This is a genomic window from Planctobacterium sp. AWH2_060, assembly GCF_056158425.1.
Window position 1 is genome coordinate 5,114,653 of record NZ_JBSWTG010000001.1, and the last position, 24,418, is coordinate 5,139,070.

General features: G+C 45.2%; 21 protein-coding genes and 5 tRNA genes. 23 read left to right on the forward strand and 3 right to left on the reverse strand.

The features are described from left to right. Positions 1-177: 177 nt before the first annotated feature. Genes pilV through ACXAD8_RS22165 form a run of 5 tightly spaced genes read left to right on the forward strand, consistent with a single transcriptional unit; the run spans position 178 to position 6,838 of the window. Entirely contained in the window at positions 178-807 is a 630-nt protein-coding gene (pilV, locus tag ACXAD8_RS22145) for a type IV pilus modification protein PilV (protein ID WP_475232538.1), read from the forward strand. Further along, entirely contained in the window at positions 804-1,676 is an 873-nt protein-coding gene (locus tag ACXAD8_RS22150) for a PilW family protein (RefSeq protein WP_475232540.1), read from the forward strand. Before pilV ends, ACXAD8_RS22150 begins: the two co-directional genes overlap by 4 nt. Next, a complete protein-coding gene (locus ACXAD8_RS22155) occupies positions 1,673-2,251 on the forward strand; it encodes a pilus assembly PilX family protein (RefSeq protein WP_475232542.1) in 579 nt (192 codons plus the stop codon). Before ACXAD8_RS22150 ends, ACXAD8_RS22155 begins: the two co-directional genes overlap by 4 nt. A 12-nt stretch (positions 2,252-2,263) precedes the next feature. Continuing rightward, positions 2,264-6,340, forward strand: a complete 4,077-nt coding sequence (locus ACXAD8_RS22160; protein WP_475232544.1) for a VWA domain-containing protein — start codon at positions 2,264-2,266, stop codon at positions 6,338-6,340. 33 nt (positions 6,341-6,373) lie between these two features. After that, positions 6,374-6,838, forward strand: coding sequence for a type IV pilin protein (locus ACXAD8_RS22165; RefSeq protein ID WP_475232546.1), 465 nt, complete (start codon positions 6,374-6,376; stop codon positions 6,836-6,838). Positions 6,839-6,852: 14 nt separating this feature from the next. Here ACXAD8_RS22165 and ACXAD8_RS22170 read toward each other — a convergent pair whose 3' ends face one another. After that, positions 6,853-7,425 (reverse strand): GspH/FimT family pseudopilin, encoded by a 573-nt coding sequence (locus ACXAD8_RS22170; protein WP_475232548.1) that lies wholly within the window; start codon positions 7,423-7,425, stop codon positions 6,853-6,855. 144 nt (positions 7,426-7,569) lie between these two features. Between ACXAD8_RS22170 and glnB the strand changes: the two genes are divergently transcribed. The 8 genes from glnB to rpsO all read left to right on the forward strand — a co-directional run bounded on the left by glnB (position 7,570) and on the right by rpsO (position 14,841). Then, entirely contained in the window at positions 7,570-7,908 is a 339-nt protein-coding gene (gene glnB / locus ACXAD8_RS22175) for a nitrogen regulatory protein P-II (RefSeq protein ID WP_229528715.1), read from the forward strand. Between the two features lie 190 nt (positions 7,909-8,098). Continuing rightward, positions 8,099-8,175: transfer RNA gene (locus tag ACXAD8_RS22180), tRNA-Met, on the forward strand. Between the two features lie 203 nt (positions 8,176-8,378). Beyond that, positions 8,379-8,834 (forward strand): ribosome maturation factor RimP, encoded by a 456-nt coding sequence (rimP, locus tag ACXAD8_RS22185; RefSeq protein WP_475232550.1) that lies wholly within the window; start codon positions 8,379-8,381, stop codon positions 8,832-8,834. 46 nt (positions 8,835-8,880) lie between these two features. Further along, positions 8,881-10,374 (forward strand): transcription termination factor NusA, encoded by a 1,494-nt coding sequence (gene nusA / locus ACXAD8_RS22190; RefSeq protein ID WP_475232553.1) that lies wholly within the window; start codon positions 8,881-8,883, stop codon positions 10,372-10,374. Between the two features lie 25 nt (positions 10,375-10,399). After that, on the forward strand, positions 10,400-13,012 hold the full coding sequence (infB, locus tag ACXAD8_RS22195) for a translation initiation factor IF-2 (protein ID WP_475232555.1): 2,613 nt from the start codon (positions 10,400-10,402) through the stop codon (positions 13,010-13,012). Positions 13,013-13,134: 122 nt separating this feature from the next. Beyond that, the gene (rbfA, locus tag ACXAD8_RS22200) at positions 13,135-13,548 is read left to right on the forward strand and encodes a 30S ribosome-binding factor RbfA (RefSeq protein ID WP_229528718.1); all 414 of its coding nucleotides are present in this window, start codon (positions 13,135-13,137) and stop codon (positions 13,546-13,548) included. Between the two features lie 5 nt (positions 13,549-13,553). After that, positions 13,554-14,453 (forward strand): tRNA pseudouridine(55) synthase TruB, encoded by a 900-nt coding sequence (gene truB, locus ACXAD8_RS22205; protein ID WP_475232558.1) that lies wholly within the window; start codon positions 13,554-13,556, stop codon positions 14,451-14,453. Between the two features lie 118 nt (positions 14,454-14,571). Next, positions 14,572-14,841: a 30S ribosomal protein S15 gene (rpsO, locus tag ACXAD8_RS22210; RefSeq protein WP_475232561.1), complete on the forward strand. Its 270-nt coding sequence runs from the start codon at positions 14,572-14,574 to the stop codon at positions 14,839-14,841. Positions 14,842-14,902: 61 nt separating this feature from the next. On the opposite strand, the gene ACXAD8_RS22215 is transcribed toward rpsO, so the two are convergent. After that, positions 14,903-15,454 (reverse strand): DUF1415 domain-containing protein, encoded by a 552-nt coding sequence (locus ACXAD8_RS22215; protein ID WP_475232563.1) that lies wholly within the window; start codon positions 15,452-15,454, stop codon positions 14,903-14,905. Then, positions 15,454-16,311 carry a bifunctional methylenetetrahydrofolate dehydrogenase/methenyltetrahydrofolate cyclohydrolase FolD gene (gene folD / locus ACXAD8_RS22220; RefSeq protein ID WP_475232564.1) on the reverse strand — a complete coding sequence of 286 codons (858 nt, stop codon included), beginning with the start codon at positions 16,309-16,311 and terminating at the stop codon, positions 15,454-15,456. The genes ACXAD8_RS22215 and folD overlap by 1 nt, the downstream gene beginning before the upstream one ends. 133 nt (positions 16,312-16,444) lie before the next feature. Here folD and ACXAD8_RS22225 point away from each other — a divergent pair, with 133 nt between their 5' ends. From ACXAD8_RS22225 to ACXAD8_RS22270, 10 genes are all read left to right on the forward strand, one after another. Further along, positions 16,445-17,098 carry a hypothetical protein gene (locus ACXAD8_RS22225; protein WP_475232566.1) on the forward strand — a complete coding sequence of 218 codons (654 nt, stop codon included), beginning with the start codon at positions 16,445-16,447 and terminating at the stop codon, positions 17,096-17,098. A gap of 148 nt (positions 17,099-17,246) precedes the next feature. Beyond that, positions 17,247-17,323: transfer RNA gene (locus ACXAD8_RS22230), tRNA-Pro, on the forward strand. 18 nt (positions 17,324-17,341) lie between these two features. Then, a tRNA-Arg gene (locus ACXAD8_RS22235) sits at positions 17,342-17,418 on the forward strand. Between the two features lie 38 nt (positions 17,419-17,456). Continuing rightward, positions 17,457-17,532 (forward strand) — tRNA-His (locus ACXAD8_RS22240). A gap of 39 nt (positions 17,533-17,571) precedes the next feature. Further along, positions 17,572-17,648, forward strand: a tRNA-Pro gene (locus ACXAD8_RS22245). A 331-nt stretch (positions 17,649-17,979) separates the two neighbouring features. Beyond that, on the forward strand, positions 17,980-19,284 hold the full coding sequence (tig, locus tag ACXAD8_RS22250; protein WP_475232568.1) for a trigger factor: 1,305 nt from the start codon (positions 17,980-17,982) through the stop codon (positions 19,282-19,284). 87 nt (positions 19,285-19,371) lie between these two features. Next, positions 19,372-20,028: an ATP-dependent Clp endopeptidase proteolytic subunit ClpP gene (clpP, locus tag ACXAD8_RS22255; protein ID WP_475233060.1), complete on the forward strand. Its 657-nt coding sequence runs from the start codon at positions 19,372-19,374 to the stop codon at positions 20,026-20,028. A gap of 96 nt (positions 20,029-20,124) precedes the next feature. Beyond that, positions 20,125-21,402, forward strand: coding sequence for an ATP-dependent protease ATP-binding subunit ClpX (clpX, locus tag ACXAD8_RS22260; protein WP_475232570.1), 1,278 nt, complete (start codon positions 20,125-20,127; stop codon positions 21,400-21,402). Between the two features lie 114 nt (positions 21,403-21,516). After that, positions 21,517-23,877, forward strand: a complete 2,361-nt coding sequence (gene lon, locus ACXAD8_RS22265) for an endopeptidase La (protein ID WP_475232572.1) — start codon at positions 21,517-21,519, stop codon at positions 23,875-23,877. A gap of 241 nt (positions 23,878-24,118) precedes the next feature. Beyond that, complete coding sequence (locus ACXAD8_RS22270; protein ID WP_229528728.1) at positions 24,119-24,391, forward strand: HU family DNA-binding protein; 273 nt, start codon at positions 24,119-24,121, stop codon at positions 24,389-24,391. Positions 24,392-24,418 lie beyond the last annotated feature (27 nt).

Below are 24,418 nucleotides of genomic sequence, written 5' to 3' on the forward strand. Positions count from 1 at the left end.
AGTGCTCAAAATATAAACCATTACTGATAAATAGCTCACAAAAACAAGCGTTTCTTGTGGTTGTGGGGATTTTATTGTGCTTTATTTATCATGGGGCAATAAACCTGCACCGGGTTGTTGCCGTTTTTCCCGGTTGAAGAAAGTAACTGAAATTGATTGCTTGGTGAATATTTGCGGATGAGGTTGAAAAGCATTAACAGAAAAAATCAAACAGGTGTCGGTATGGTAGAAGTACTGGTGACAGTATTTGTTCTTACTATCGGCTTGCTGGGAATAGCGTCACTGCAGTTTGTGGGTACGTTTGCCAACAGTGACGCCTTAAACCGCTCGCAAGCGGTGCTAATAACTCAGCAACTGGCAGAGAGGTTACGCGCTAACAGCAATATGTCGACGGTGAGCAATGGACTGGTAGTGGATGACAGTTACTTTGAAGAAGAGATTTACAATTTTAATAACCTGTCCTGTTTACTGGAAGACACCTCTCAATTCGATTGCTTTTGTTTGTCTATTCCTGATGCCATTCCCAACTGCAATGAAGACCAATGCACTGGCGCTGAGTTTGCTGAGTTCGATGCCTACGAGATGAGTTGTGCCAGCGAAGCCAGTAATCCAAATATGGAACTGGGTCTTAGCTGTGAAGATAACGATGTACTGGATGATGAGGCATGCAGTGCTGGCTCCAGACACAGCATTATATTGAAGTGGCCCGTACAAAACTGGTTAAACAAAGAAAGAACTAAGAATGCAGATTGCAATGACAGTGAAGGTACTAATTTTGACTGCGTCACGCTGGATTTAACCTTATGAGAAAAGCTATTCACCATACTCAAACTGGCTTTTCTTTGGTGGAAGTAATGGTTTCACTGACGGTGGGACTGATTCTGACCGCGGGGGTAATTCAGATTGTGGTAAGCAGTCAGGTGACTGAAGGACTTAACCGGGCAATGGCTGAGGCGCAGGAAAATGGCCGTTATATCATGGGTAGACTGCGCAATGATCTTATTACCACTGGCCGTTACGACCCCTTGGATCCGAATTTGGACACCGGGGTTGACGTGGTAGAAGAAGCCGCTTTTTTACAAAACCGGCCGGTGATCCTGGCTGGCGATTTTACTAATCGGGAAAGTCTCGGTTCAAGCCAGGGAGCTAATGGTGCTGACGATATCTTAGTCATTGCAAAACAAGGATTACGCGATTGTCGCGGGTATAAATTGGGATACGCAACGGATGTCGAGTTTTTTGTAGTTAACGAGTACTTTGTTGAGGATGGCACACTCAAGTGTCGAGGCTTTGATGGTCGGGTTTTGCGAGGGCAAAAAGTGGCATCCGGCAACAATGGTGATGCCGCATTTACCTTGCTGGATAATGTCTTGAGCTTTCAGGTGGTGTATGGCGTTAGCGCCACTTCTGGTAGTGGCGACATTACCGGCCAACCAGTGTCATATGTTACCGCTGACCAGTTGGCCGCCCAGCGAACAGCCGGAGCTAATGTAGTTTCATTGCGAATAGCGATAGTGGTGGAAGGTCAGGGGGATGTGAAAATAGATACAGCGCCCACCTTTAAGCTGCTTAATGAAGAGTCATTTACGCCTTCCGGAGACGGATTGTACAAGAAATTTGAGGCAACGATTTCTTTGCGCAATATGAAAAATTATGTGAGGAATCGAAAACTATGAATAGTGCATTTAACAAACACCGCGGCGTCGCATTGGTTATTGCGCTGCTTATGTTGGTGAGCCTTACAATCCTTGGTGTTACTGCGGTAACCAGTAGTTTGTTGCAAAGTAAAATGGCGGTGTCGATGGAGTCACAAAATATGGCGTTCGATGCGGCCGAGGCGGCAATAGCAGGTGTTGCGTTTGAGTCTGAAGATGCGGTGTTATTGGGGGAAGATGTGCTTACTGATCCTATATCCCAGGCTAGGCAGGGTACGGAATTTGAACCTAATACCACAGACATGAGTTGCTTTGACAGTGAGAACTGGACTAATCGCATTCTCACAGAAGATGGTCTTACCAAAGGGCAAAACCACACCACTACAGGGAACTACAAATCAACCCCTGCCGTTGAGAGTTGGTCCAGAACGGCGTTTGTTACGGAACAATCCTGCCTGGGTTCCAGTAATGTTCAGGGCGGCGGAAATATTAGTTGTCATGTCTTCATTATCCGGGGCTGCGGGCAACTGAGCGGCGCTAGATATGCCGTGGCAAATACCTTAATGGCATCGACTTTTGCCCCGGCAACAGAGTAGTGGAGCAGTACTATGACTATTCAATTATCTAAATTAAATTCATTTGTTTGCTCAACCATACTGTTCTTGTGTATTGGTTTCTCGGCCCATTCTGATGACCTGGAAATCTATCTCGGAGTGGCAGACGCTCAGGTTACCTACAATCCCAACGTTCTTTTCATCATGGATACCTCCGGTAGTATGACTAATAAAGACGGGGGCAGTGAGACCCGGATGTTGAGGGTGCAAAATGCACTGAGTGAGGTGCTTTCTACATCAACCAACGTTAATGCTGGTCTTATGCGCTTTTCCGATTGGGGGGGGCCGATTTTGTATCCAATCAGGGATCTGGATGAAAGCGTTGAACCGGAACTGATTTATAGTGTGCAAAGCTCAGGCGATGATGGTTATCAGTTCAATGGCTGGACCGACAGTACTGATAACAAAGTAAAGTTATCTGTGGGCACCGGAAGTACTCTGTCAGGTTTTCGTTTCACCGACGTGCAGTTACCGCAAGGAGCCTCAATTACTTCCGCCTACCTGAACTTTACCTCAGATGGCTACGATACTGAAGCAACGGAATTGGAAATTAAAGGTGAGTTGATTGCCGACTCTCCGGCCATTTTGTCGGCAAACAATAACCTGTCTGACCGCACCCAAACAAATGCCAGTGTCACCTGGAATAGTGACAATGAATTCCCGGTAAGTGGTGAAACAGTGGATAGCCCGGATATCACCAGCGTTATTCAGGAAATCGTCGATCAGGGTACCTGGTGTGGCGGCAATGCAATGACCATATTGATTGAAGGGAATAGCTCCGATGCGGGAAGTGCCCGTGAAGTTGTTTCGGCTGATGAAGGTGATGGCACGGGTGCGCAACTAATTATTGAGTATGACTCTGATGCGGCTACCGGCTGTGTGGCGGGCTCACTCACTTACCAGATCCAGTCGCAATCAGAAAACGCCGAAGAGGCCACTAATGGTTATCAGTCCACGGGCAGTGAACTGACATTTAGTGCCAGCAGTAACAGCTATATTGGATTGAGGTTTAACGAAGTCGCTATTCCTCAAGGGGCTACAATTACCAATGCCTACTTAAATTTTACCGCTTATCGCAATCGCTCTACCAGTGGTTCGGGCTTTACCATTAGTGCTGCGAATGAGTCTAATCCTGCTAACTTCAGTAGTTATACCCGTTACTTGTTGCGAGATAAGTCAAAAACAACCGGAGTGAGCTGGAGTAACATTTCCAGTTGGAGCAAAAACAGTACTTATCAGTCGCCGGATATCTCTTCTGTTGTGCAACAGGTGGTAGACAGAGAAGACTGGTCTTCCGGTAATAATATGATGATCATTATCTCCAATATAACCGGTAATCGAGGCGCTTACACCTATTCTGGAAAACCCTCTGGTGCCGCACAGCTGGTTATTGAATTTCAGGGCAATGCCGAACCCGGAACCGCCGCTACCGTGCGTTCTCATTTATTAAACAAAGTGGGGGAGTTGTCGGCAAATGGTTACACTCCCATTGTTGATTCTTTGTACGAGGCAGCCAGTTATTACGGTGGTTTGGATGTGTACTATGGGTTAGCCAGAGGCACATCCGGTGTTAGCAGTTCAGTGCGAAGAAACACCCGGGTGAGTCACCGCTTATCCTACACCGGATCAGATTCTGTAAAACCCTATGGTTGCTCTGAAGATGATTTGTCTGATTCTGATTGTATCAACGAGTATATTCCTGATGGTGCCACTTACATTTCACCGGTAACGGACCTGCAATGCCAGACCAACAACCATATTGTTCTGCTATCTGATGGCGCAGCTAACAATAATCACAGTGAAGATGAAATAGAGGCACTTTTGGGAATCAACTGTTCAGGCAGTGGTGGTGAGAAGTGTGGCCTGGATCTGGTGCGTAATATCAGTGATTCTTCGGATTCGGTGATCAATACCAAAGTAACCACTCACACCATCGGGTTTGCGGCCAATGCCACAGCGAATAACTTCTTAAATCAGCTGGCCGTGCAAAGCGGTGGTGGTTTTTACACGGCTGATAATTCCGAAGATCTGGTAACGGCATTTCAGACCATCATTAAATCGGTGAAAGACGTCAATGCTACATTTGTGTCTCCTGGTGTGGCGGTAAACCAGTTAAACCGACTAACCCACAAAGATGAACTTTACTTTGCCCTTTTTAAACCCTCTGAAGGAACACTTTGGCCTGGAAACCTTAAAAAGTATCGCTTAAGCGGTGATACGGTCTACGACAGTAACGGTGCCGTGGCTGTAGATGAAGGTTCAGGTTTTTTTGACGAGAATGCTCAAAGTTACTGGTCCACAACCGTGGATGGCAACGATGTACGCCAGGGGGGAGCGGCCAGTGCTCTGGATCTGGTGAGAAACGTTTATTTCTTCGAGGGAACCGGCAGTATTATTGCTAACGCAAACCGATTACACGAAGACAATAGCAGTATTACCACCGCCAATTTGGCGATCGAATCCGAAGCGGACCCCGAAGGTTTGCGCGACATAGTATTACAGTGGGCCAGGGGCGTAGATCTAAAAGATGAAGATGGCGATGGTTCGACATCTGACGCGCGTCAACAAATGGGAGATCCCATCCATTCTCAACCCGTCATTGTGAATTATGGGGTTAACGATAGTGCGGTGTTTGTGGCTACCAATCACGGCTTTTTACACTCCTTTGACCCCGATACCGGAGAGCAGAATTTTGCGATAATTCCTAAAGAGTTGTTGGCTAATTTGCATGATATATACGAAGACGCTTCCAGCTATACGCATATTTATGGTCTTGACGGTGACATGGTAACGCGCACAGTAAACAACACCACCACCTATTTGTACGTTGGTATGCGCCGCGGTGGAAACAATTATTATGCATTTGATGTATCCAGTAAAAGCTCGCCTTCTCTGGTGTTTAAGATTGAAGGTGGCAGTACAGGATTTGAAAAACTGGGGCAAAGCTGGTCACGTCCGGTTGTCAGCAAAGTTAAAATAGGCGCCTCCACAAAGAATGTATTGATTTTTGGCGGTGGTTACGACGAAGACCAGGACAGCAAGCAAGTGCGCAGTGACGATAACCTTGGTAATGCCGTATATATCGTTGACGCTGATACTGGTGCCTTGTTATGGACAGTCAGTAACAGTAATGCTGATTTTGAACTGGCAGAGATGACCTACAGTATACCGGCGAGAGTGGCAGTTATTGACCGAGACAATGATGACCTGGCGGACCATCTATATGTCACTGATATGGGGGGCCAGGTTTTCAGGCTGGATATCTATAATGGTGAAAGCGGCAACGATTTTATGAAGGGCAGTGTTATCGCAAATGTGGGGGGCGGTACAGCTGCCGATGCAAGACGATTTTATTACAGCGCTGATGTCTCGGAAATCAGTCTGGCCAATGAACATTATTACGCTGTAGCTTTTGGTACTGGCTATAGAGCACATCCACTGGATACCACCATTCAGGATCGCTTTTACATGGTAAAAGATAAAGGTGTATTTCTGATTGGCGATGATGGTCTATTTACCTTTCCAGAAACACCCTATACCGAAACTGATTTATACGATGCCACCGATCATCTGTTAACCTCTAATGATGACGCCGAGCGGGAAATTGAGGTCACAGAGTTTTCTGAGAAGCAGGGTTGGTTTATCCGGTTGGGGTCAGGTGGTGAGAAAGTGCTGGCTGCACCATTGATCTTAAATTATCGATTGTTTTTTACCACTTATCTTCCGGCAACCGTGTCTGAGAGCGCCTGTGCTCCACCTACCGGCACCAGTCGCGCATATGTTGTAGAGCTAACCACAGGGAATGCAATTCTGGATAAGGATGGCGATGGTGTTTTGGAACATGAAGATCGCTACGCCGATCTGGCGCAAACAGGTATAGCCCCAGATTCTAAAATTCTGATAGAAGATGTATTAACCCCCACCATTTGTCTTGGAACTGAATGTACGTCTATAGTAGATGATGAAGATAGTGATTGTGGTTCTGATTTTGAATGCCTGGCGGAAAATATCTACGGCAGTTATGAACGCTTGCGACGTGGCAGCTGGAAAACTGAAAATGAACAGCAATAGTGTAAATTAATTTTTGGAATAGCAGAGTAATCTATGGCGAAATTGAGTTCTGGTTTTTCTTTGACGGAATTACTCATAACAGTAGCAATTATGGGAATTTTGGTGTCCATTGGTTACCCTGCCTATACCAGTTATATTGCTTCCGCTGCCAGAGCCAGTGCTCAATCTGATTTAATGGCAGTGGCAGCCGGTATGGAGCGCTTCAAAGCTTCTAACTTTACTTATAGTGGGGCGGCGCAAGGTGGAGGGGATACCGGCTCACCTGCTTTTTTCAATGACTGGTCTCCTTCCAGCGAACCAGAAGTGAATAAAAAGTACGACTTAGATATTGCCTCAGTGTCAGCCGCGGGAACCAGCTATGTGCTCACTGCGACTCCGGTGACAGGTACGGCTTCGGCTGGCGATGGTACCTTGTATTATTACAGCGATGGTCGCAAAGCCTGGGACAGCAACAGCAATGGCAGTATTTCAAGTTCAGAATATTGCTGGGTGTGTTAAGCCTAAAACATTGTTTACGAAGTGCAACTCAATGCCGTACCGCTGTTATCCTCATGTACGCCATTTTCGTCACTATCCTCACTGAGTTTAACTCTGCCTTGTAAACTGATGGTGAGCGCCCTTGCGTATTCTGCGGCATTGTCTTCGTGACACAGTAGTAATGTTGCCGGAGAGGCCACGGCGCCATTACTCTGAAAACTAATGTTGCCATTGGGTCCGGTCAGGTTGAAATTTTCCAGAATATTGCCTGCACCTGCCAGGATTTCTTCATCGTTGCCTCTGGCGCCATTGCCATCGTAATCAGGAAAAACCATTTTGGGATCATCCCAATCAGCGCTGCAACTGGAAAAGTTTGTGGTGGGGCACAGCACGGCCGTCGTTTGATCATTAATTGCGGCGTGCCGGGCATAGCGAATTGCTGCGCTTAACTCGTTTATCTGAGAAGTAACCTGGGTACGGATCAGCATGCCTTGCATTGACGGCATTCCGACGGTCATGATTACAAACAGTATCGCCATGCTGATCATTAACTCGATCAATGTGATACCTGATTGTAGTTTGATAGTTTTAAAACGCCTTAAATTCAACGAAAACCTATTTACCCTGAACAGACATTTATCAATAATGGCAATCTTTTAGATGATCGCAACCTATAATTTGGATTGTTGTGATATGTTTAACATAAATAGATTTCTTTAACAGATCGCGTTGTCGTTACCCGGAGAAAGTTGATGAAAAAAATAGAAGCGATAATCAAACCCTTTAAGTTAGATGATGTCCGTGAAGCATTGGCTGAAACCGGTGTTGAAGGTCTTACTGTGACAGAGGTAAAAGGATTTGGTCGTCAAAAAGGGCACAGCGAACTTTATCGTGGCGCAGAATACCAGGTAGATTTTATGCCAAAGGTTAAAATTGATGTGGTTGTAACAGACGATATCGTGGACCAGGCGGTAGAAGCTATTATCAATACCGCGCAAACCGGCAAAATTGGGGACGGTAAAATCTTTGTTTACGACGTTGAGCGAGTCGTTCGCATTCGTACCAGCGAAGAAAATGAAGAGGCGATTTGATAAATAATCCGCTTTTATGTTGCCAAAATGTTAAAGTTTGGGTGAAAAAACCACTGATTGCTTTTACTTTGACCAGTTGAACAAAAATATCATAAAAAATTAATAATTACGGTTGCTAAGCATTAATGCCTATGTATAATACGCACCACGTTGAAGCGAGGCACTAGCCAAGCTTACAAAAGGTTTCAGGCGCGGGATGGAGCAGCCTGGTAGCTCGTCGGGCTCATAACCCGAAGGTCGGTGGTTCAAATCCGCCTCCCGCAACCAAATTTTAGGGTTGGATTATTGTTCAATCTTAAATAAAATAAAAGGACTTGGGTCCATAAATAAAAAACCCCGCTAGACCGGGGTTTTTTATTATCTCCACTCAGGGAAATTCAGTTTGAACGGACTTTTTCTGGCTGAGTGGAGAAAGTAATCAGGATTTATTAACAGGGCTTTAAGCCCTGTTTTCATTTTTGGAGAACAAATTGTCTCAAATTCAAGATAAATTGAATGCGCTGATAGAACCGGCTGTTGAAGCAGCGGGTTTTGAATTGATAGGTGTTGAATTTGTTCGTGCGGGTAAACATTCAACATTGAGAGTGTATATCGACCATCCTGATGGTATTACGGTTGATGACTGTGCAGATGTAAGTTATCAGGTTAGCTCGGTGATGGACGTTGAAGATCCAATCAGCACTGAATATAACCTGGAAGTTTCTTCACCAGGCATGGACAGACCGCTGTTCAAATCCGCTCATTATGAAGCGGTAGTTGGACAGGTAGTTTCTCTAAGGTTACGTATTCCTCAAGGTAACCGCAGAAACTTTAAAGGTGAAGTACTTAGCGTTGCCGATGATAAGTTGACCATTCAGGTTGATAATGAGCAGTTTGAATTAGTCATCAGCAATATTGAAAAAGGAAATTTGGTCCCTCAATTTTAAGTGGCTCAAATAACAATAATTAATCATTAGTGATAAGGCGGCGGAAATGAATAAAGAAATTCTGTTAGTGGCAGAAGCTGTATCAAATGAAAAACAGGTGCCAAGAGAGAAGATCTTTGAAGCGCTTGAATTCGCGATTGCAAGTGCAACCAAGAAAAAGAATGAAGGTGAAATCGAAGTGCGGGTAAGTATTGACCGCAACACCGGTGATTTTGATACGTTTCGCAGATGGTTAGTTATCGAAGATGACCAGCCACAAGAGAACCCTTACGCTGAAATTACGTTTTCCGCTGCTCAGATTGACGAGCCAGAGATCAAAATAGGTGATTTTGTTGAAGAGCAAATTGAATCTATCGCCTTTGATCGTATCACGACTCAAACTGCAAAACAGGTAATCGTACAAAAGGTTCGGGAAGCCGAACGCGCGCAAATGATAGACGAGTATCGCGATCGCGTTGGTGATCTGATCACCGGTGCGGTTAAAAAGGTAAATCGCGACAATATTATTGTGGATTTAGGCAATAACGCTGAAGGCGTCATGTATCGCGAAGATATGCTGCCCAGAGAAACCTTCAGACCGGGTGACCGTGTTCGCGGCTTGCTTTATGACATTCGCCCTGAAGCCAAAGGCGCGCAACTATTTATCAGTCGTACCCATCCAGATATGCTGGTTGAGCTTTTCCGTATTGAAGTACCAGAAATCGCAGAAGAAACTCTGGAAGTGCGCTCTGCTGCACGTGATGCTGGCTCCCGAGCTAAAATTGCGGTTAAAACTAATGACAAACGTTTAGACCCGGTTGGCGCCTGTGTTGGTATGCGTGGTTCTCGTGTGCAAGCGGTTTCCGGCGAACTGGGTGGCGAGCGTGTCGACATTGTATTGTGGGATGAAAACCCAGCACAATTCGTGATTAATGCTATGGCACCTGCTGAAGTAGCGTCCATTGTTGTTGATGAAGACGCGCATTCAATGGATGTAGCAGTTGAAAGTGATCACCTGGCGCAGGCCATTGGTAAAAATGGTCAGAATGTTCGCCTTGCCAGTCAATTGACCGGTTGGGAGTTGAACGTGATGACCACAGAAGAATTAGCAGCCAAACACGAAGAAGAAAATGCCGAAGTGCTCAGCGTGTTTATGGAAGGGCTGGATATCGATGAAGACTTTGCTTCTATCCTTGTGGACGAAGGATTCACTTCTCTGGAAGAAATTGCTTACGTTCCGGTAAGTGAACTGCTGGAAATTGAAGGTCTGGATGAAGATATCGTTGAAGAGTTGCGTGAACGTGCGAAAGCAACGTTGACCACAAAGGCTTTGGCAAATGAAGAGTCACTGGAAAAGTCTGAACCAACTGAAGAGTTGTTGAACCTGGAAGGCATGAACAGACATGTCGCATTTGTACTAGCTAGCAGAGGTATTACTGACCTTGAAGAGCTGGCTGAGCAGGGCATCGACGATATCAGTGATATTGAAGAGTTGTCAGATGAAGAAGCTGGAAAGCTGATCATGGCAGCGCGAAATATCGTTTGGTTCAACGAAGAATAAAATCAGCACAGGAGCACAAATCAACATGCCAGAAGTCCAGATCGAAAAATTAGCTGATGATGTCGGTATTACGGTAGACAAATTGCTGCAACAATTTGCTGATGCAGGTATTCCTAAACAGCCTAAAGACAATGTTACCGAATCGGAAAAAGCCGCGTTACTTGATCATTTAAGTAAACAACACGGTGGTTCTGCCAATGCAGCACCGAAGAAAATGACATTACAGCGCAAAACTACCAGTACCTTAACCGCGGGCAAGTCTCGACAGGTTAAAGTCGAAGTGCGTAAAAAGCGTACTTACGTTAAACGCAGTGACGTGGAAGAAGCTCGCATCGCGGAAGAAGAAGCACGCTTAAAAGCTGAGCAGGAAGAAAAGGCCCGTTTAGAAGCTGAAGAAGCAGCTCGTAAAGCCGCTGAAGAAAAAGCGCGTTTGGAAGCCGAGCGCAAAGCCGCCGAAGAAAAACGCAAAGCCGAGCAAAAAGCGGCTGAAGAGAAACGCAAGGCTGAGCAAGCTGCGGCAGATGAGCAGGCCGATTCTGAGTTGAGCGATGAAGAAAAGGCAGAACGTGCTAAAGCGCGTGAAGAAGCCGAAAAGCTGAAAGCCCAACAGGAAGAAGAAGCCAAGCGCAAGCTGGAGCAGGAAGCTGCTAAAGCTGCTGAAGAAGCTAAGAAGCTGGCGGAACAAAACCGCAAGCGTTGGGAAGAAGAAGAGCGTAAGCGCAAAGAAGAAGAAGCGGCTGAAGTGCATTTGCACAGTAACCGCTACGCGCAAGAAGCCGAAGATCAAGAAGACATGGCGCTTGAGAAAAGCTCCAGACGTCGGATGCATAAGAAGAAAAAAGCTTCTGACAAATTAAAACAAGGATTCAATATGCCCGCACAACCGGTTAACCGGGTTGTTCGTTTAGGTGAGACCATCACCGTTGGCGAACTGGCCAGTAAAATGGCTAAGAAAGCCACTGAAGTCATCAAAGTGATGATGAAAATGGGTGAGATGGTAACCATTAATCAGGTATTGGACAGAGACACTGCTGTTCTGGTACTTGAAGAACTTGAACAAAAATATGAGTTGGTAAACGATAATGCATTGGAAGATGAATTATTAGCCAACATCGCAGAAGGTGACGTCGCAGGTCGCGCACCTGTTGTGACAATCATGGGACACGTTGACCATGGTAAAACCTCATTACTGGATTACATTCGCAAGGCCAAGATTGCCGAAGGCGAAGCCGGTGGTATTACCCAGCACATCGGTGCTTACAGTGTTGAAACTGACAATGGTGAAATCACCTTCCTGGATACCCCGGGACATGCGGCATTTACTGCAATGCGTGCGCGTGGTGCCACCGCGACGGATATCGTAATCCTGGTTGTTGCTGCCGACGATGGCGTAATGCCTCAGACTAAAGAGGCTGTTCAGCACTCTCGCGCTGCAGGCGTACCGCTGATTGTTGCGGTAAACAAAATGGATAAAGAAGCTGCGGATCCAGACCGTGTTAAAACGGAACTTTCTCAGCTAGAAGTTATTTCTGAAGAGTGGGGCGGTGAGCACCAGTTCGTTAATGTTTCTGCCAAAACGGGTATGGGTGTTGATGAACTATTAGATGCCATATTGCTGCAGGCGGAAGTTCTGGATCTTAAGGCTATCCCAACTGGTGCAGCGAAAGGTATTGTTATCGAATCGCGCCTGGATAAGGGCCGAGGCCCGGTAGCGTCAGTATTGGTTCAGCAAGGTGAATTGCGTACTGGTGATATCCTGTTATGTGGTAACGAATACGGTCGTGTCAGAGCGATGCGCGACGAAAACGGCAATGAAGTTAAAGTTGCTGGTCCTTCTAAGCCGGTGGAAATTTTGGGTCTGTCCGGAGTTCCGCAGGCTGGTGAAGATGCCATGGTGGTGCCGGATGATCGCAAGGCGCGTGAAATTGCCAACAAACGCCACACCAAGCAGCGCGATCTGAAACTGGCTAAACAGCAAAAAGCTAAGCTGGAAAACATGTTTGCCAACATGGAAGCCGGAGACGTGAAAGAACTGAACGTGGTAATGAAAGCCGACGTACAAGGTTCGGTTGAGGCAATTTCTGATTCCTTAACCAAGCTGTCTACCGATGAAGTTCGCGTTAACATTATTGGTAGTGGTGTTGGTGGTATTACTGAGACAGATGCTACTTTGGCTGCTGCTTCTAATGCTATCGTGGTTGGCTTTAACGTTCGTGCCGATTCAACCGCGCGTAAAGTGCTTGAAGCAGAAGATGTTGATCTGCGTTATTACAGCGTTATCTATGACTTGATTGACGAAGTTAAAGCGGCAATGAGTGGTATGTTAGCCCCTGAGTTCAGACAAGAAATCATTGGTCTTGCTGAAGTGCGTGACGTGTTTAAGTCACCAAAACTGGGTGCTATCGCAGGTTGTATGGTAGTTGAAGGTAATGTCAAGCGCAGCAACCCAATCCGTGTATTACGTGATAATGTTGTTATCTATGAAGGTGAGCTGGAGTCATTGCGTCGCTTTAAAGACGATGTGGCTGAAGTTCGCAACGGCATGGAATGTGGTATCGGTGTTAAGAACTACAACGACGTTAAAGTTGGCGACCAAATCGAAGTATTCGAAACGGTTGAGGTTAAGCGCGAGCTTTAATTCGCCGCAATCACAAGTCGCTGAGCAAGCATTTGTATAAAGCTTGCTAATGTCATTGCAACAGTAATAATGAAAACGGAGGCGCTTGCCTCCGTTTGTGTCTGAGATAATTGGTATCTAATATGGCAAAAGAATTTTCAAGAACAGACAGAGTGGGGCAACAAATCCATAAAGAGGTTGCCAGCATTTTGCAGAATGAGTTTAAAAATCGCGATCCCAGAGTCGGGTTTATAACCGTCTCTGGTGCTGATGTTTCCCGTGACCTGGCGCACGCGAAAATCTTCGTAACCTTCTTCACTGATGATGAGCAAAAGATCAAAGAAGACTTAGCGATCTTAGAAGAGAACAAAGGGTTTGTGCGCAGCTTGTTGGCGAAACGCATTCGCATGCGTTCGGTACCGGCATTGCATTTCATGCGCGATGTGTCCATTACAGAGGGTATGCGCATCTCTAACATTGTAACCCAAACCGTCAAAGCCGATGCCGAAAAGGCAAAGAATTCAGGTCGAGATCCTGAACAAGACGAAGAGCAATAAACACAATGGGTAGACGCAAATCAGGCCGTAAAATAGACGGCGTGATATTGGTGGATAAGCCTTTAGGGGCATCATCAAATCAGGTGTTGCAAAAAGTGCGCTGGATTTTTAATGCTAATAAGGCCGGACATACCGGCGCGTTAGATCCGTTGGCAAGCGGTATGTTGCCGGTTTGTTTTGGTAATTCTACTAAGTTTGCACAATATTCCCTGGACGCAGATAAAACCTATCAAGTCACGGCGAAATTAGGGATCAGAACCACTACCTCTGATGCTGACGGTGAAGTGGTTTCTGAACAGCCTGTGGATATCGGTAAGGCGCAATTAGAGCAGGCATTAAACCTGTTCAGAGGCGAAATAAAGCAAGTACCCTCTATGTTTTCTGCGCTAAAGCATGAAGGTAAACCGCTTTATTATTATGCCCGACAAGGCATTACGATAGAGCGCCCGGCTCGTGCTATTACAATATACAAACTGACCCTGGAGGAGTTTACCAGCACAGAGGTAAGCTTGACAGTGCACTGTAGCAAAGGTACCTACATTCGCTCGCTGGTGGACGATTTAGGGCAGGTTTTGGGCTGCGGAGCTTATGTTACCCGATTGCATCGCACCGATGTGGCCGGTTATTCCGGACTCCCTATGTATACCCCTGAATACCTGGAAAGTCTGAAGAATGATGATGACTTTTCGGCTCTGGATGAGCTTAAACTCGCAGTTGATGCCCCCATTTTACACCTGACTAAGGTGCAAATCTCCGAGGCTAATGCCGCGCGCTTTTTACACGGACAACCTGTCACATGTGAGCCGCTTGAAGCACAAGATGTCAGAGTATATTGCGGCAACCAATTTTTGGGCGTTGCCCAGTACCTGAAAGGTAAATTGCAACCTAAGCGTCTGGTTTCTTAGACTCCGCTAAATTTATGCCAAGGGACCCTTGCGTTGCGGCGGAAAATCGCTATAATCGCCGCTCTTTTCGACTTGACTGAATTAGTGATCGGCAAGTCTTAATCAATTGGAGAATATTATGTCACTAAGTAAAAATGAAACTGCGAACATTATCGCTGAATATGGTGTAAAAGAAGGTGACACTGGTTCACCAGAAGTACAGGTTGCGTTGTTAACTCACAACATCAACAAGTTACAGGGTCACTTCAGCGATCACAAAAAAGACCACCACTCTCGTCGTGGTTTGCTGCGCATGGTTAGTCAGCGTCGTAAATTGCTTGACTACCTGAAAGGCAAAAATCAAGAGCGTTATAAGTCTCTGATCGGTCGTTTAGGTCTGCGTCGCTAATATCGATGTTTCCGAAAAAAAAGCTGGTTTTTACCAGCTTTTTTTTCGTCCACAATAAAGGTTATTGCAGAAAAGCCGCAAAGCGATTGCGCAAATGTTCTATCCCAAGTTTCTGCATTAGCGCAATGTTCCGTTCGGGAATTGCCTCCGGATCGCGATAGGTTTTTAATACCGCATCAATGCTGGATTCTCTGATGATATGAATAATAGGATAGGGGGCTTTGTTAGTGTAATTGCTGGCATCATCTGGGTCCTCTCCGGCAAACACATATTCCGGATGAAAACTGGCCAATTGATAGGTACCGTTATAACCCGCCTCTTCTAACAGAATTTCACAGTATTCAAGCGCATCCAGATAACGATTAAAGTCTCTTAAATCTTGCGGGAAAACCAGTAGGGTAGTTTCTATAGTTTCATTACTATCAAGCTGTTTACAGGCTTGCAAGACCTCATTGGCTATTTTCGGCAGTTTATTGGCGGAAACACCGAGGATAGCCACTTTATTGGCGATATAGGGCTTTTTGGCAAATGGACATAGATTGAGGCCGATGATGATGTCTTCAATCCAGCGCAGAACCGCGCTGGATTCACTTTCTGATAAGGATATTGCCATTATTCAGTGCGGTAATTCACATAGGCTTCCAGAGTATTTTCAATCAAACTGGCTACCGTCATAGGGCCAACACCACCCGGCACCGGTGTAATCCAGCCTGCTCGCTCTCTGGCACCGTCAAATTCCACATCGCCTACCAGACGGCCATCGTCTACACGGTTAATGCCCACGTCGATAACGATAGCACCGGGTTTGATCCAGCCACCGGGAATAAATTCCGGTTTACCTACCGCAACTACCAAAATATCAGCTGTAGCTACGTGGCTTTTTAAGTCTTTGGTAAACTTGTGGCAGACAGTGGTAGTGCATCCAGCCAGCAACAATTCCAGCGACATAGGACGGCCAACAATATTTGATGCACCCACAATAACGGCATTTAAACCTTTTACCGGCTTTTTGGTGGAGTCGATAAGAGACATGATGCCTTTGGGAGTACAAGGACGGAGTGCCGGCATTCGTTGCGCCAGACGACCGATATTGTAAGGGTGGAAACCGTCTACATCTTTATTGGGATGAATGCGCTCCAGAATAAGGTTCGCGTCTAAACCCGCTGGAAGGGGAAGTTGTACCAGGATGCCATCAATTTCTTTGTCTTCGTTCAGTTTATCGATGGTATTGAGCAGTTCTTCTTGTGTCGTATCAGACGGTAAATCGTATGACTTCTCCACAAAGCCGACTTCGGCGCAAGCCTTGCGCTTATTCTGAACATATACTTGTGAGGCAGGATCCGCACCTACCAACACGACCGCAAGACCAGGTGCACGTTTGTTGGCCGAAACTATGGCATCAACCTGAGTGGCGACTTTTTGTCGAATATGTTTTGCGTGAAGTTTTCCATCGATTAATTGAGCGGACATATTTTTTGATATACTAATGAGATTGCAATGCAGTTTATTTTCTCATGATCGCTTGCTGTTAAGCAATCTTTCATCCGGGCTAAAATCAATTAGGCCTAAGTGTGGGGCCAATTTCAATCATTAAGGGAACAAGGTGGATATTAATTACGCTGAATTATTTGGCTATTGTGCATCTGCGGTTATTGCGTTTTCACTGACCCGCAGTTCAATTGTGCAGCTTCGATGGATCAATTTGTTTGGTGCATCTTCAATGTGCCTGTACGGTTTCATTATCAATGCTTATCCTGTGGTGGTACTAAACGCGTTCATTACCCTGACCAATATATTTTATATTCGCAAGTTTGTTTATCACACAAATCACGACTTTACGATTTTAAGAACCCAATCCAGATCTCATTATATGAGCTTTTTTCTGGACTATCACCGCGATGAGATAAAGCAATTTTTTCCCAAGTTTTTTAAGAGACTGGAAGAAGACAACCGGGAGTTCTATGTGTTGTTAGATGGTACCAAAGTCGTCGGTGTAATTTCTGGTATCACCCATCAGGAAGGCGAGGAGTCGGGAATTGTTGTGGATTTTGATTTTGTAGTGCCACAATATCGAGATTGTCGTCTGGGCGTTTTCGCGTTAGGGGCGGAACAAGGACTGAAAAAATTAACCGGCTATCAACTCATTGGCGCAAAAGCGGATAGTGTTGAACACGAGCGATACCTTGAGACACTCAATTTTAAGCCCGCCGGGAAGGGCATATGGACCTATCAGGGTGAAACTCAGGCGAGCAACTAGTTGCGACCTAATTGCACGTGATTTATTCGAAATGGCGCTTTTTTCAGCATGTAAAAAAAACCTGATAAAAAGTGTTTGACTGGTGGGGGGCAAATCAGTAATATGCGCCCCCCGTAGCAAGACAGATATTGCTTGCTACGTCAGGATACGGTGAGTAGCGCAGCTTGGTAGCGCACTTGGTTTGGGTCCAAGGGGTCGCAGGTTCAAATCCTGTCTCACCGACCACTCCTGAGAAGTGACCGTGCGTCCGTAGCTCAGCTGGATAGAGCAACGGCCTTCTAAGCCGTGGGTCGCAGGTTCGAATCCTGCCGGACGCGCCATTCAGTGTTGCTTCGGCGAAAATGTAAAAGTCCAAATGGTGGGCGTAGCTCAGTTGGTAGAGCCCCGGATTGTGATTCCGGTTGTCGTGGGTTCAAGTCCCATCGTCCACCCCATTTGACTTTCCACACGTCTATTTATAATTCCTGTATATTCGGTGAGTAGCGCAGCTTGGTAGCGCACTTGGTTTGGGTCCAAGGGGTCGCAGGTTCAAATCCTGTCTCACCGACCATTTCAGTTAATTTCCCATTCTCTTATTGATTAGTATAAAAGCATCAACTAATGCTGGCTTTTCGGGCAAGCTTTAATTGCCGCAATGTGGATGAATCAGATGCCATACCGCCTGCGCCGCACAATTTATTGCGTTAAGACTCGACTATCCTGATCACTGCCGCTATAATATCGCGTCTTTTTTATCAGGTGACGTGCCAGATCGTGTAAAAGCGGATTCGGGATACCGTTTCCATAGCGACTTACCTTCACTTAAGCGGTTATTCGTAAAGTTGAGTTATCTGGCCTAAATTACAATTAAATGTGCGTTCAGGCACTATAGAGGTAGAAGAATGCAAGTATCAGTCGAGGCAAAGGAAGGTTTAGAACGCCGTCTCACTATTACTGTTCCTGCAGATTCAATCGATTCTGCAGTAAAATCCCGTTTGCAACAATTAGCAAAGACTCAAAGAATTAATGGCTTCCGTCCTGGTAAAGTGCCGGTTTCTGTTATCAAAAAGCGTTTCGGCACAGCGGTTCGTCAGGAAATTGCTGGCGAAGTTATGCAGCGCAATTTTTATCAGGCAGTAATGCAGGAAAAATTGAACCCTGCTGGTATGCCTGCTTTTGAAATGAAGTCTGACAAAGACGGTGAAGATCTGGAATTCGTTGCTTCTTTTGAAGTATACCCAGAATTCGAAGTAAAGAATCTTGATGCCATCAAAGTTGAAAAAACAGTTGTTGAAATCAACGATGAAGACGTTGATGCAATGATGGAAACTCTGCGTAAGCAACACGGTAAGTGGGTAGAGTCTGATGACGCTGCTGCGGCAGATTCACGCGTTGTAGTTGACTTTGTTGGTACTATCGACGGTGAAGAATTCGAAGGCGGAAAGTCTGAAGATTTCGTTTTAGAAATGGGTAAGTCTCGCATGATCCCTGGCTTCGAAGACCCAATCGTCGGCAAAAAAGCCGGTGAGGAAGTGGTCGCTGAAGTTACTTTCCCAGAAGACTATCACGCTGAAAACCTGAAAGGCAAAGAAGCTAAATTTGCGATTACAGTGAAGAAAGTTGAAGTTCAGGAATTGCCTGAAATCAACGAAGAATTTGCGAAGCTTTTCGGTGTTGAAGACGGCAGTGTAGAAGCGCTGCGCGCTGAAGTTACTCGTAACATGAAGCGTGAGCTAGACCAAACTCTACGTGCTCAATTAAAAGAGCAAGTAATCTCAGGTCTGGTTGAAAATAACCCAGTGGATCTGCCAGAAGCTTTGGTTAAGCAGGAAATCGACGCACTTAAGCAGCAAGCAATGCAACGCTTTGGTGGCAATGCCAATGCGCAAAATATGCCTGAGTTACCTGATGACCTGTTTGCTGACAACGCCAAGAAGCGTGTATCTGTTGGCCTGATTTTGGGCGAAGTGATCAAGTCAAAAGAGTTAAAGGTTGACCAGGCTAAAGTTGATGCCTTGATTGAAACCAATGCTTCTGCGTATGAAGATCCGCAAGAAGTTATTGAGTACTACAAGACTAATCAAGAATTAATGCAACAAATGCAGAATCTGGCACTTGAAGATCAGGCAATCGACATTATCTTAGAAGAAGCGAATGTCACCGAAGTTGCTAAAAAGTTTGATGAAGTGATGAATAAAACAGCATAACCGTTTTATTGTTTGACTTTCTGTTTAGCAAACTGCATAAATGCTCGGTACTTACCGAGCATTTTTATTTTGAGAACCGATAAAAATATGATCTATACTCCGCAAAATTCATTAAATCTACAAAATTCCTCTGTCGACAATGCACTTGTACCTATGGTAGTTGAGCAAACTGCTAAAGGTGAGCGTTCTTACGATATCTATTCTCGTCTGCTTAAAGAAAACGTTATTTTCTTGGTGGGGCAGGTTGAAGATCACATGGCGAATCTCATCGTGGCGCAATTGTTGTTTTTGGAAGCGGAGAATCCAGAGAAAGATATCTATCTGTATATCAATTCTCCTGGCGGTTCTGTTACCGCTGGTATGGCAATTTACGATACCATGAATTTTATTAAACCTGATGTCAGTACAGTATGTATTGGCCAGGCTGCAAGTATGGGCGCTTTCTTGCTTTCGGGCGGTGCTAAAGGCAAACGCTATTGTTTGAATAACTCTCGGGTTATGATTCATCAACCTTTAAGCGGTTTCCAGGGGCAGGCTTCTGATATTGAGATACATGCCAAAGAAACGCTGTCCATCAAAGAGAAATTAAATCGCTTGCTAGCAGAGCACACAGGACAAGATTATAAGACAGTTGTCAAAGATACTGATCGCGACAACTTTATGTCCGCCAAACAAGCGATGGATTACGGTATAGTGGATCAGGTTTTGTCCAGCCGTGATGATGTATTAAAAACCAAAGAATAAGCTAAACTTGATATGGGGGTGAATCATGATTGTAAAGAATCCCCAATTTATGGTAAATGTTAGGAATTAGACTCTAATACTCTAGAGGCGTGGTAAATGAGTGATCAACAAAGTGGTGAAGGCGACAATAAATTACTTTATTGCTCCTTTTGTGGCAAAAGTCAGCATGAAGTAAGAAAGCTAATTGCCGGACCATCTGTTTTTATATGTGATGAGTGCGTTGAGCTTTGCAATGATATTATTCGGGAAGAAATTAAAGAGATTTCTCCTAAGAAAAAGCAAGACGCCTTACCAAAACCTCAGGAAATTCACAGTCACCTAGACGACTACGTGATTGGACAGGAATATGCTAAAAAAGTCTTGTCTGTTGCTGTTTACAATCACTACAAGCGATTGAGAAATGGTGACGTTCACGATGGTGTAGAACTGGGTAAAAGTAATATTCTGTTAATTGGCCCTACTGGTAGTGGTAAAACACTGTTGGCTGAAACCTTGGCGAGATTATTGGACGTGCCATTTACAATGGCCGATGCCACCACATTAACTGAAGCTGGTTATGTGGGTGAAGATGTCGAAAACATCATCCAAAAGTTATTGCAGAAGTGCGACTATGATGTCGAGAAAGCACAGCGCGGAATCGTATACATTGATGAAATCGACAAGATTTCTCGTAAGTCAGATAATCCCTCTATTACACGGGATGTCTCTGGTGAAGGTGTTCAGCAAGCGCTACTGAAACTCATTGAAGGCACAGTGGCTTCGGTTCCGCCTCAAGGTGGGCGCAAGCACCCGCAACAGGAATTTTTGCAGGTGGATACCTCAAAGATTCTGTTTATTTGTGGTGGCGCATTTGCAGGCTTAGACAAGATCATCGAACAGCGTGCAAACACCGGAACAGGTATTGGCTTTGGTGCGCAGGTGAAGAGCTCTGACAATAGTCGTTCAGTCAGTGATCTGTTCCAGCAGGTTGAACCTGAAGATCTGGTTAAGTACGGTTTAATTCCTGAGTTTATCGGGCGTTTACCGGTGGTTACCAGTCTGGAAGAACTGAACGAAGAAGCCTTGATTCAAATCCTGAAAGAACCTAAGAATGCATTAACCAAACAGTATGGTGCGCTGTTCTCTTTGGAAAATGTTGAACTAGAGTTCAGAGATGATGCGTTAAACGCGATTGCCAAGAAAGCCATGGTGCGTAAAACCGGTGCCCGGGGACTGCGTTCCATCGTAGAAGGGGTCTTACTCGACACTATGTACGAGCTACCATCTTTAAAAGATGTCAGCAAAGTGGTGATTGACGACAGTGTCATAAAAGGGGAATCTAAACCGATACTTATTTATGATAATACTGCCGATAAAAAGGCCGCATCAGAATAATAAAAAGGCTCTTTTGAGCCTTTATTCTTTTTATTGGGTGGCTCCGCAAATCAGTATTTGATCTTTCTCTTTCGAGCCCCATATTCATACAAAAATGTAAACGAGTTAATCAGCATGAGTGAACAGCGAGAAAATCGCATTGAAATGCCGGTACTGGCATTGCGAGATGTGGTGGTTTATCCCCACATGGTTATTCCCTTATTTGTCGGCCGTGAGATGTCGATCCGTTGTTTAGAAGCAGCAATGGAAAATGACAAGCAAATCTTCCTTGTCGCCCAAAAAGACGCTGCAGTCGATGATCCCAAAGAAGAAGACATTTATTCTGTTGGTACTATTGCCACCATTTTACAGCTATTAAAACTACCTGATGGAACCGTAAAGGTACTGGTAGAAGGTACGGTACGTGGCAAAATTGATGAGTACCTGCAAACTGATGATTACTTTGTTGCCAGTGTTGAAACGGCAGAAAGTACCTCTTTGTCAGATTCTGAACAGGAAGTGCTGATACGCTCTGCGGTTTCGCAATTCGAAGGTTATGTAAAACTCAATAAGAAGATCCCGCCTGAAGTACTGACTTCGCTGAACGGTATCGAAGACGCCGCTCGTTTAGCTGACACTATGGCTGCTCATATGCCACTTAAGCTGGCTGAAAAGCAAAAAGTGTTAGAAATGAACGACGTCGCTGAGCGTTTGGAATATCTGATGGCATTGATGGAAGGTGAGATTGACCTGTTGCAGGTTGAGAAAAAGATCCGCACCCGCGTCAAAAAGCAAATGGAAAAAAGCCAGCGTGAGTATTATCTGAATGAACAAATGAAAGCCATTCAGAAAGAGCTTGGTGAGCTGGACGAAGCGCCAGATGAATTTGAAGCGCTAAACAAGAAGATTACTGACGCTAAAATGCCGGAAGAGGCCAAAGAAAAAGCAACATCTGAGTTAAATAAACTCAAGATGATGTCACCTATGTCAGCTGAGGCAACGGTTGTCAGAAGCTATATAGACTGGCTAATCAATGTTCCCTGGTACAAGCGCAGCAAGGTTAAAAAAGATTTAAACAATGCTCAAAAAATCCTGGACGAAGATCATTATGGTCTGGAAAAGGTGAAAGAGCGCATTATCGAATATTTAGCCGTTCAGCAACGGGTGCGCAAGCTCAAAGGGCCGATTTTGTGCCTGGTGGGGCCGCCTGGCGTAGGTAAAACCTCACTCGGACAATCCATAGCAAAGGCGACTGGTAGAAAGTACGTACGCATGGCATTAGGTGGTGTTCGTGATGAAGCGGAGATCCGCGGCCACAGAAGAACCTACATTGGCTCTTTGCCCGGTAAGCTGATCCAAAAGATGGCAAAAGTGGAAGTGAAAAACCCACTGTTTTTGTTAGACGAAATTGACAAGATGTCTTCCGATATGCGTGGCGATCCAGCATCGGCGTTGTTGGAAGTTCTGGATCCTGAACAAAACAACAGCTTCAGTGACCACTACCTGGAAGTGGATTACGACTTGTCTGATGTAATGTTCGTTGCCACTTCAAACAGCATGAACATCCCGGGACCGCTGCTGGACAGAATGGAAGTAATTCGTTTGTCGGGTTATACCGAAGACGAGAAGCTGAACATTGCAAAGCGTCATTTGGTTAAAAAGCAAATGTCCCGCAATGGCCTTAAAGACGGTGAACTGGAGATAGAGGAATCCGCCATCATTGGCGTGATTCGTTATTACACCCGTGAGGCGGGAGTACGTGCCTTAGAAAGAGAAATCTCAAAAATCTGCCGTAAAGCAGTTAAACAGATTTTACTTAACAAGAAATCTGAAAAAGTTGTCGTTAATCAGGATAACTTAAAGGATTACCTGGGTGTGCAACGCCATGATTATGGCAAAGCAGACAAGAACAACCAGATTGGGCAGGTTACTGGATTGGCCTGGACACAGGTTGGTGGTGACTTATTAACTATTGAAGCCACTTCGGTACCTGGCAAAGGCAAAACTACCTTTACCGGGTCGCTTGGAGATGTCATGCAGGAGTCCATTCAGACTGCTATGACGGTAGTGCGCAGCCGGGCTGATAAATTGCGTATTAATCCGGAATTTCACGAGAAAAGGGATATCCATGTACATGTTCCCGAAGGCGCTACGCCAAAAGATGGGCCGAGCGCGGGTATCGCTATGTGTACGGCACTGGTGTCCAGTTTGACCGGTAACGCTGTCAAATGTGATGTTGCTATGACGGGTGAAATCACTTTGCGTGGTGAAGTACTTGCCATTGGTGGCTTAAAGGAAAAATTATTGGCCGCACACCGTGGTGGTATCAAGGTCGTAGTTATACCTAAGGATAATGAGCGAGACTTGGAAGAGATACCAGATAATGTTAAAAGAGACCTTTCTATCCATCCTGTACAGTGGATCGATGAGGTTTTGAACCTGGCTCTACAAGAGAACCCACAAGGTTTTGAGCCTGTTCAAGCAAACATTGCTTAAATAATGTGCATATTTTGAATTTTTTAAGACAAATACACATTTAAGGCTTCCCAATCCGTAAACTTATGGTAGCCTTTTCATGTGTCCCGCTAGAACCCTTGCCACGCAAGGGGTGGCGGTAATTCGTTAATTTTTAAAAAATTGTTAAACATCGCTTGAAGTTCGTGTTCAAGCTTGTTATAACGGTTCCGCAACAACAAATGCGGAACAATAAATAATAACAATTGAAGGGGATGATATTGTGAACAAGTCTCAACTTATCGACGCGATTGCAGAGAACGCCGACATTTCTAAAGCCGCTGCTGGCAGAGCTTTAGATGCTTTCACTGACGCTGTTACAGAGGCTCTTAAAAACGACGACCAGGTTGCTTTAGTTGGCTTTGGTACTTTCTCAGTTCGTGAACGCTCTGCTCGCAGTGGCCGTAACCCACAAACTGGTGAGACTATTCAAATCTCTGCGGCTAAAGTTCCTTCTTTCAAAGCTGGTAAAGCATTGAAAGATGCTTGTAACTAAGAGCATCTTTTTGAATAAATAAAAAAA

Coding starts and splice junctions, on each gene's coding strand:
- tig (WP_475232568.1), top strand. CDS start 17,980: ATGCAAGTATCAGTCGAGGCAAAGGAAGGTTTAGAACGCCGTCTCACT.
- ACXAD8_RS22165 (WP_475232546.1), top strand. CDS start 6,374: ATGGCGAAATTGAGTTCTGGTTTTTCTTTGACGGAATTACTCATAACA.
- ACXAD8_RS22155 (WP_475232542.1), top strand. CDS start 1,673: ATGAATAGTGCATTTAACAAACACCGCGGCGTCGCATTGGTTATTGCG.
- ACXAD8_RS22150 (WP_475232540.1), top strand. CDS start 804: ATGAGAAAAGCTATTCACCATACTCAAACTGGCTTTTCTTTGGTGGAA.
- glnB (WP_229528715.1), top strand. CDS start 7,570: ATGAAAAAAATAGAAGCGATAATCAAACCCTTTAAGTTAGATGATGTC.
- clpP (WP_475233060.1), top strand. CDS start 19,372: ATGATCTATACTCCGCAAAATTCATTAAATCTACAAAATTCCTCTGTC.
- ACXAD8_RS22215 (WP_475232563.1), bottom strand. CDS start 15,454: ATGGCAATATCCTTATCAGAAAGTGAATCCAGCGCGGTTCTGCGCTGG.
- rbfA (WP_229528718.1), top strand. CDS start 13,135: ATGGCAAAAGAATTTTCAAGAACAGACAGAGTGGGGCAACAAATCCAT.
- pilV (WP_475232538.1), top strand. CDS start 178: ATGAGGTTGAAAAGCATTAACAGAAAAAATCAAACAGGTGTCGGTATG.
- folD (WP_475232564.1), bottom strand. CDS start 16,311: ATGTCCGCTCAATTAATCGATGGAAAACTTCACGCAAAACATATTCGA.
- ACXAD8_RS22160 (WP_475232544.1), top strand. CDS start 2,264: ATGACTATTCAATTATCTAAATTAAATTCATTTGTTTGCTCAACCATA.
- lon (WP_475232572.1), top strand. CDS start 21,517: ATGAGTGAACAGCGAGAAAATCGCATTGAAATGCCGGTACTGGCATTG.
- clpX (WP_475232570.1), top strand. CDS start 20,125: ATGAGTGATCAACAAAGTGGTGAAGGCGACAATAAATTACTTTATTGC.
- nusA (WP_475232553.1), top strand. CDS start 8,881: ATGAATAAAGAAATTCTGTTAGTGGCAGAAGCTGTATCAAATGAAAAA.
- truB (WP_475232558.1), top strand. CDS start 13,554: ATGGGTAGACGCAAATCAGGCCGTAAAATAGACGGCGTGATATTGGTG.
- rpsO (WP_475232561.1), top strand. CDS start 14,572: ATGTCACTAAGTAAAAATGAAACTGCGAACATTATCGCTGAATATGGT.
- infB (WP_475232555.1), top strand. CDS start 10,400: ATGCCAGAAGTCCAGATCGAAAAATTAGCTGATGATGTCGGTATTACG.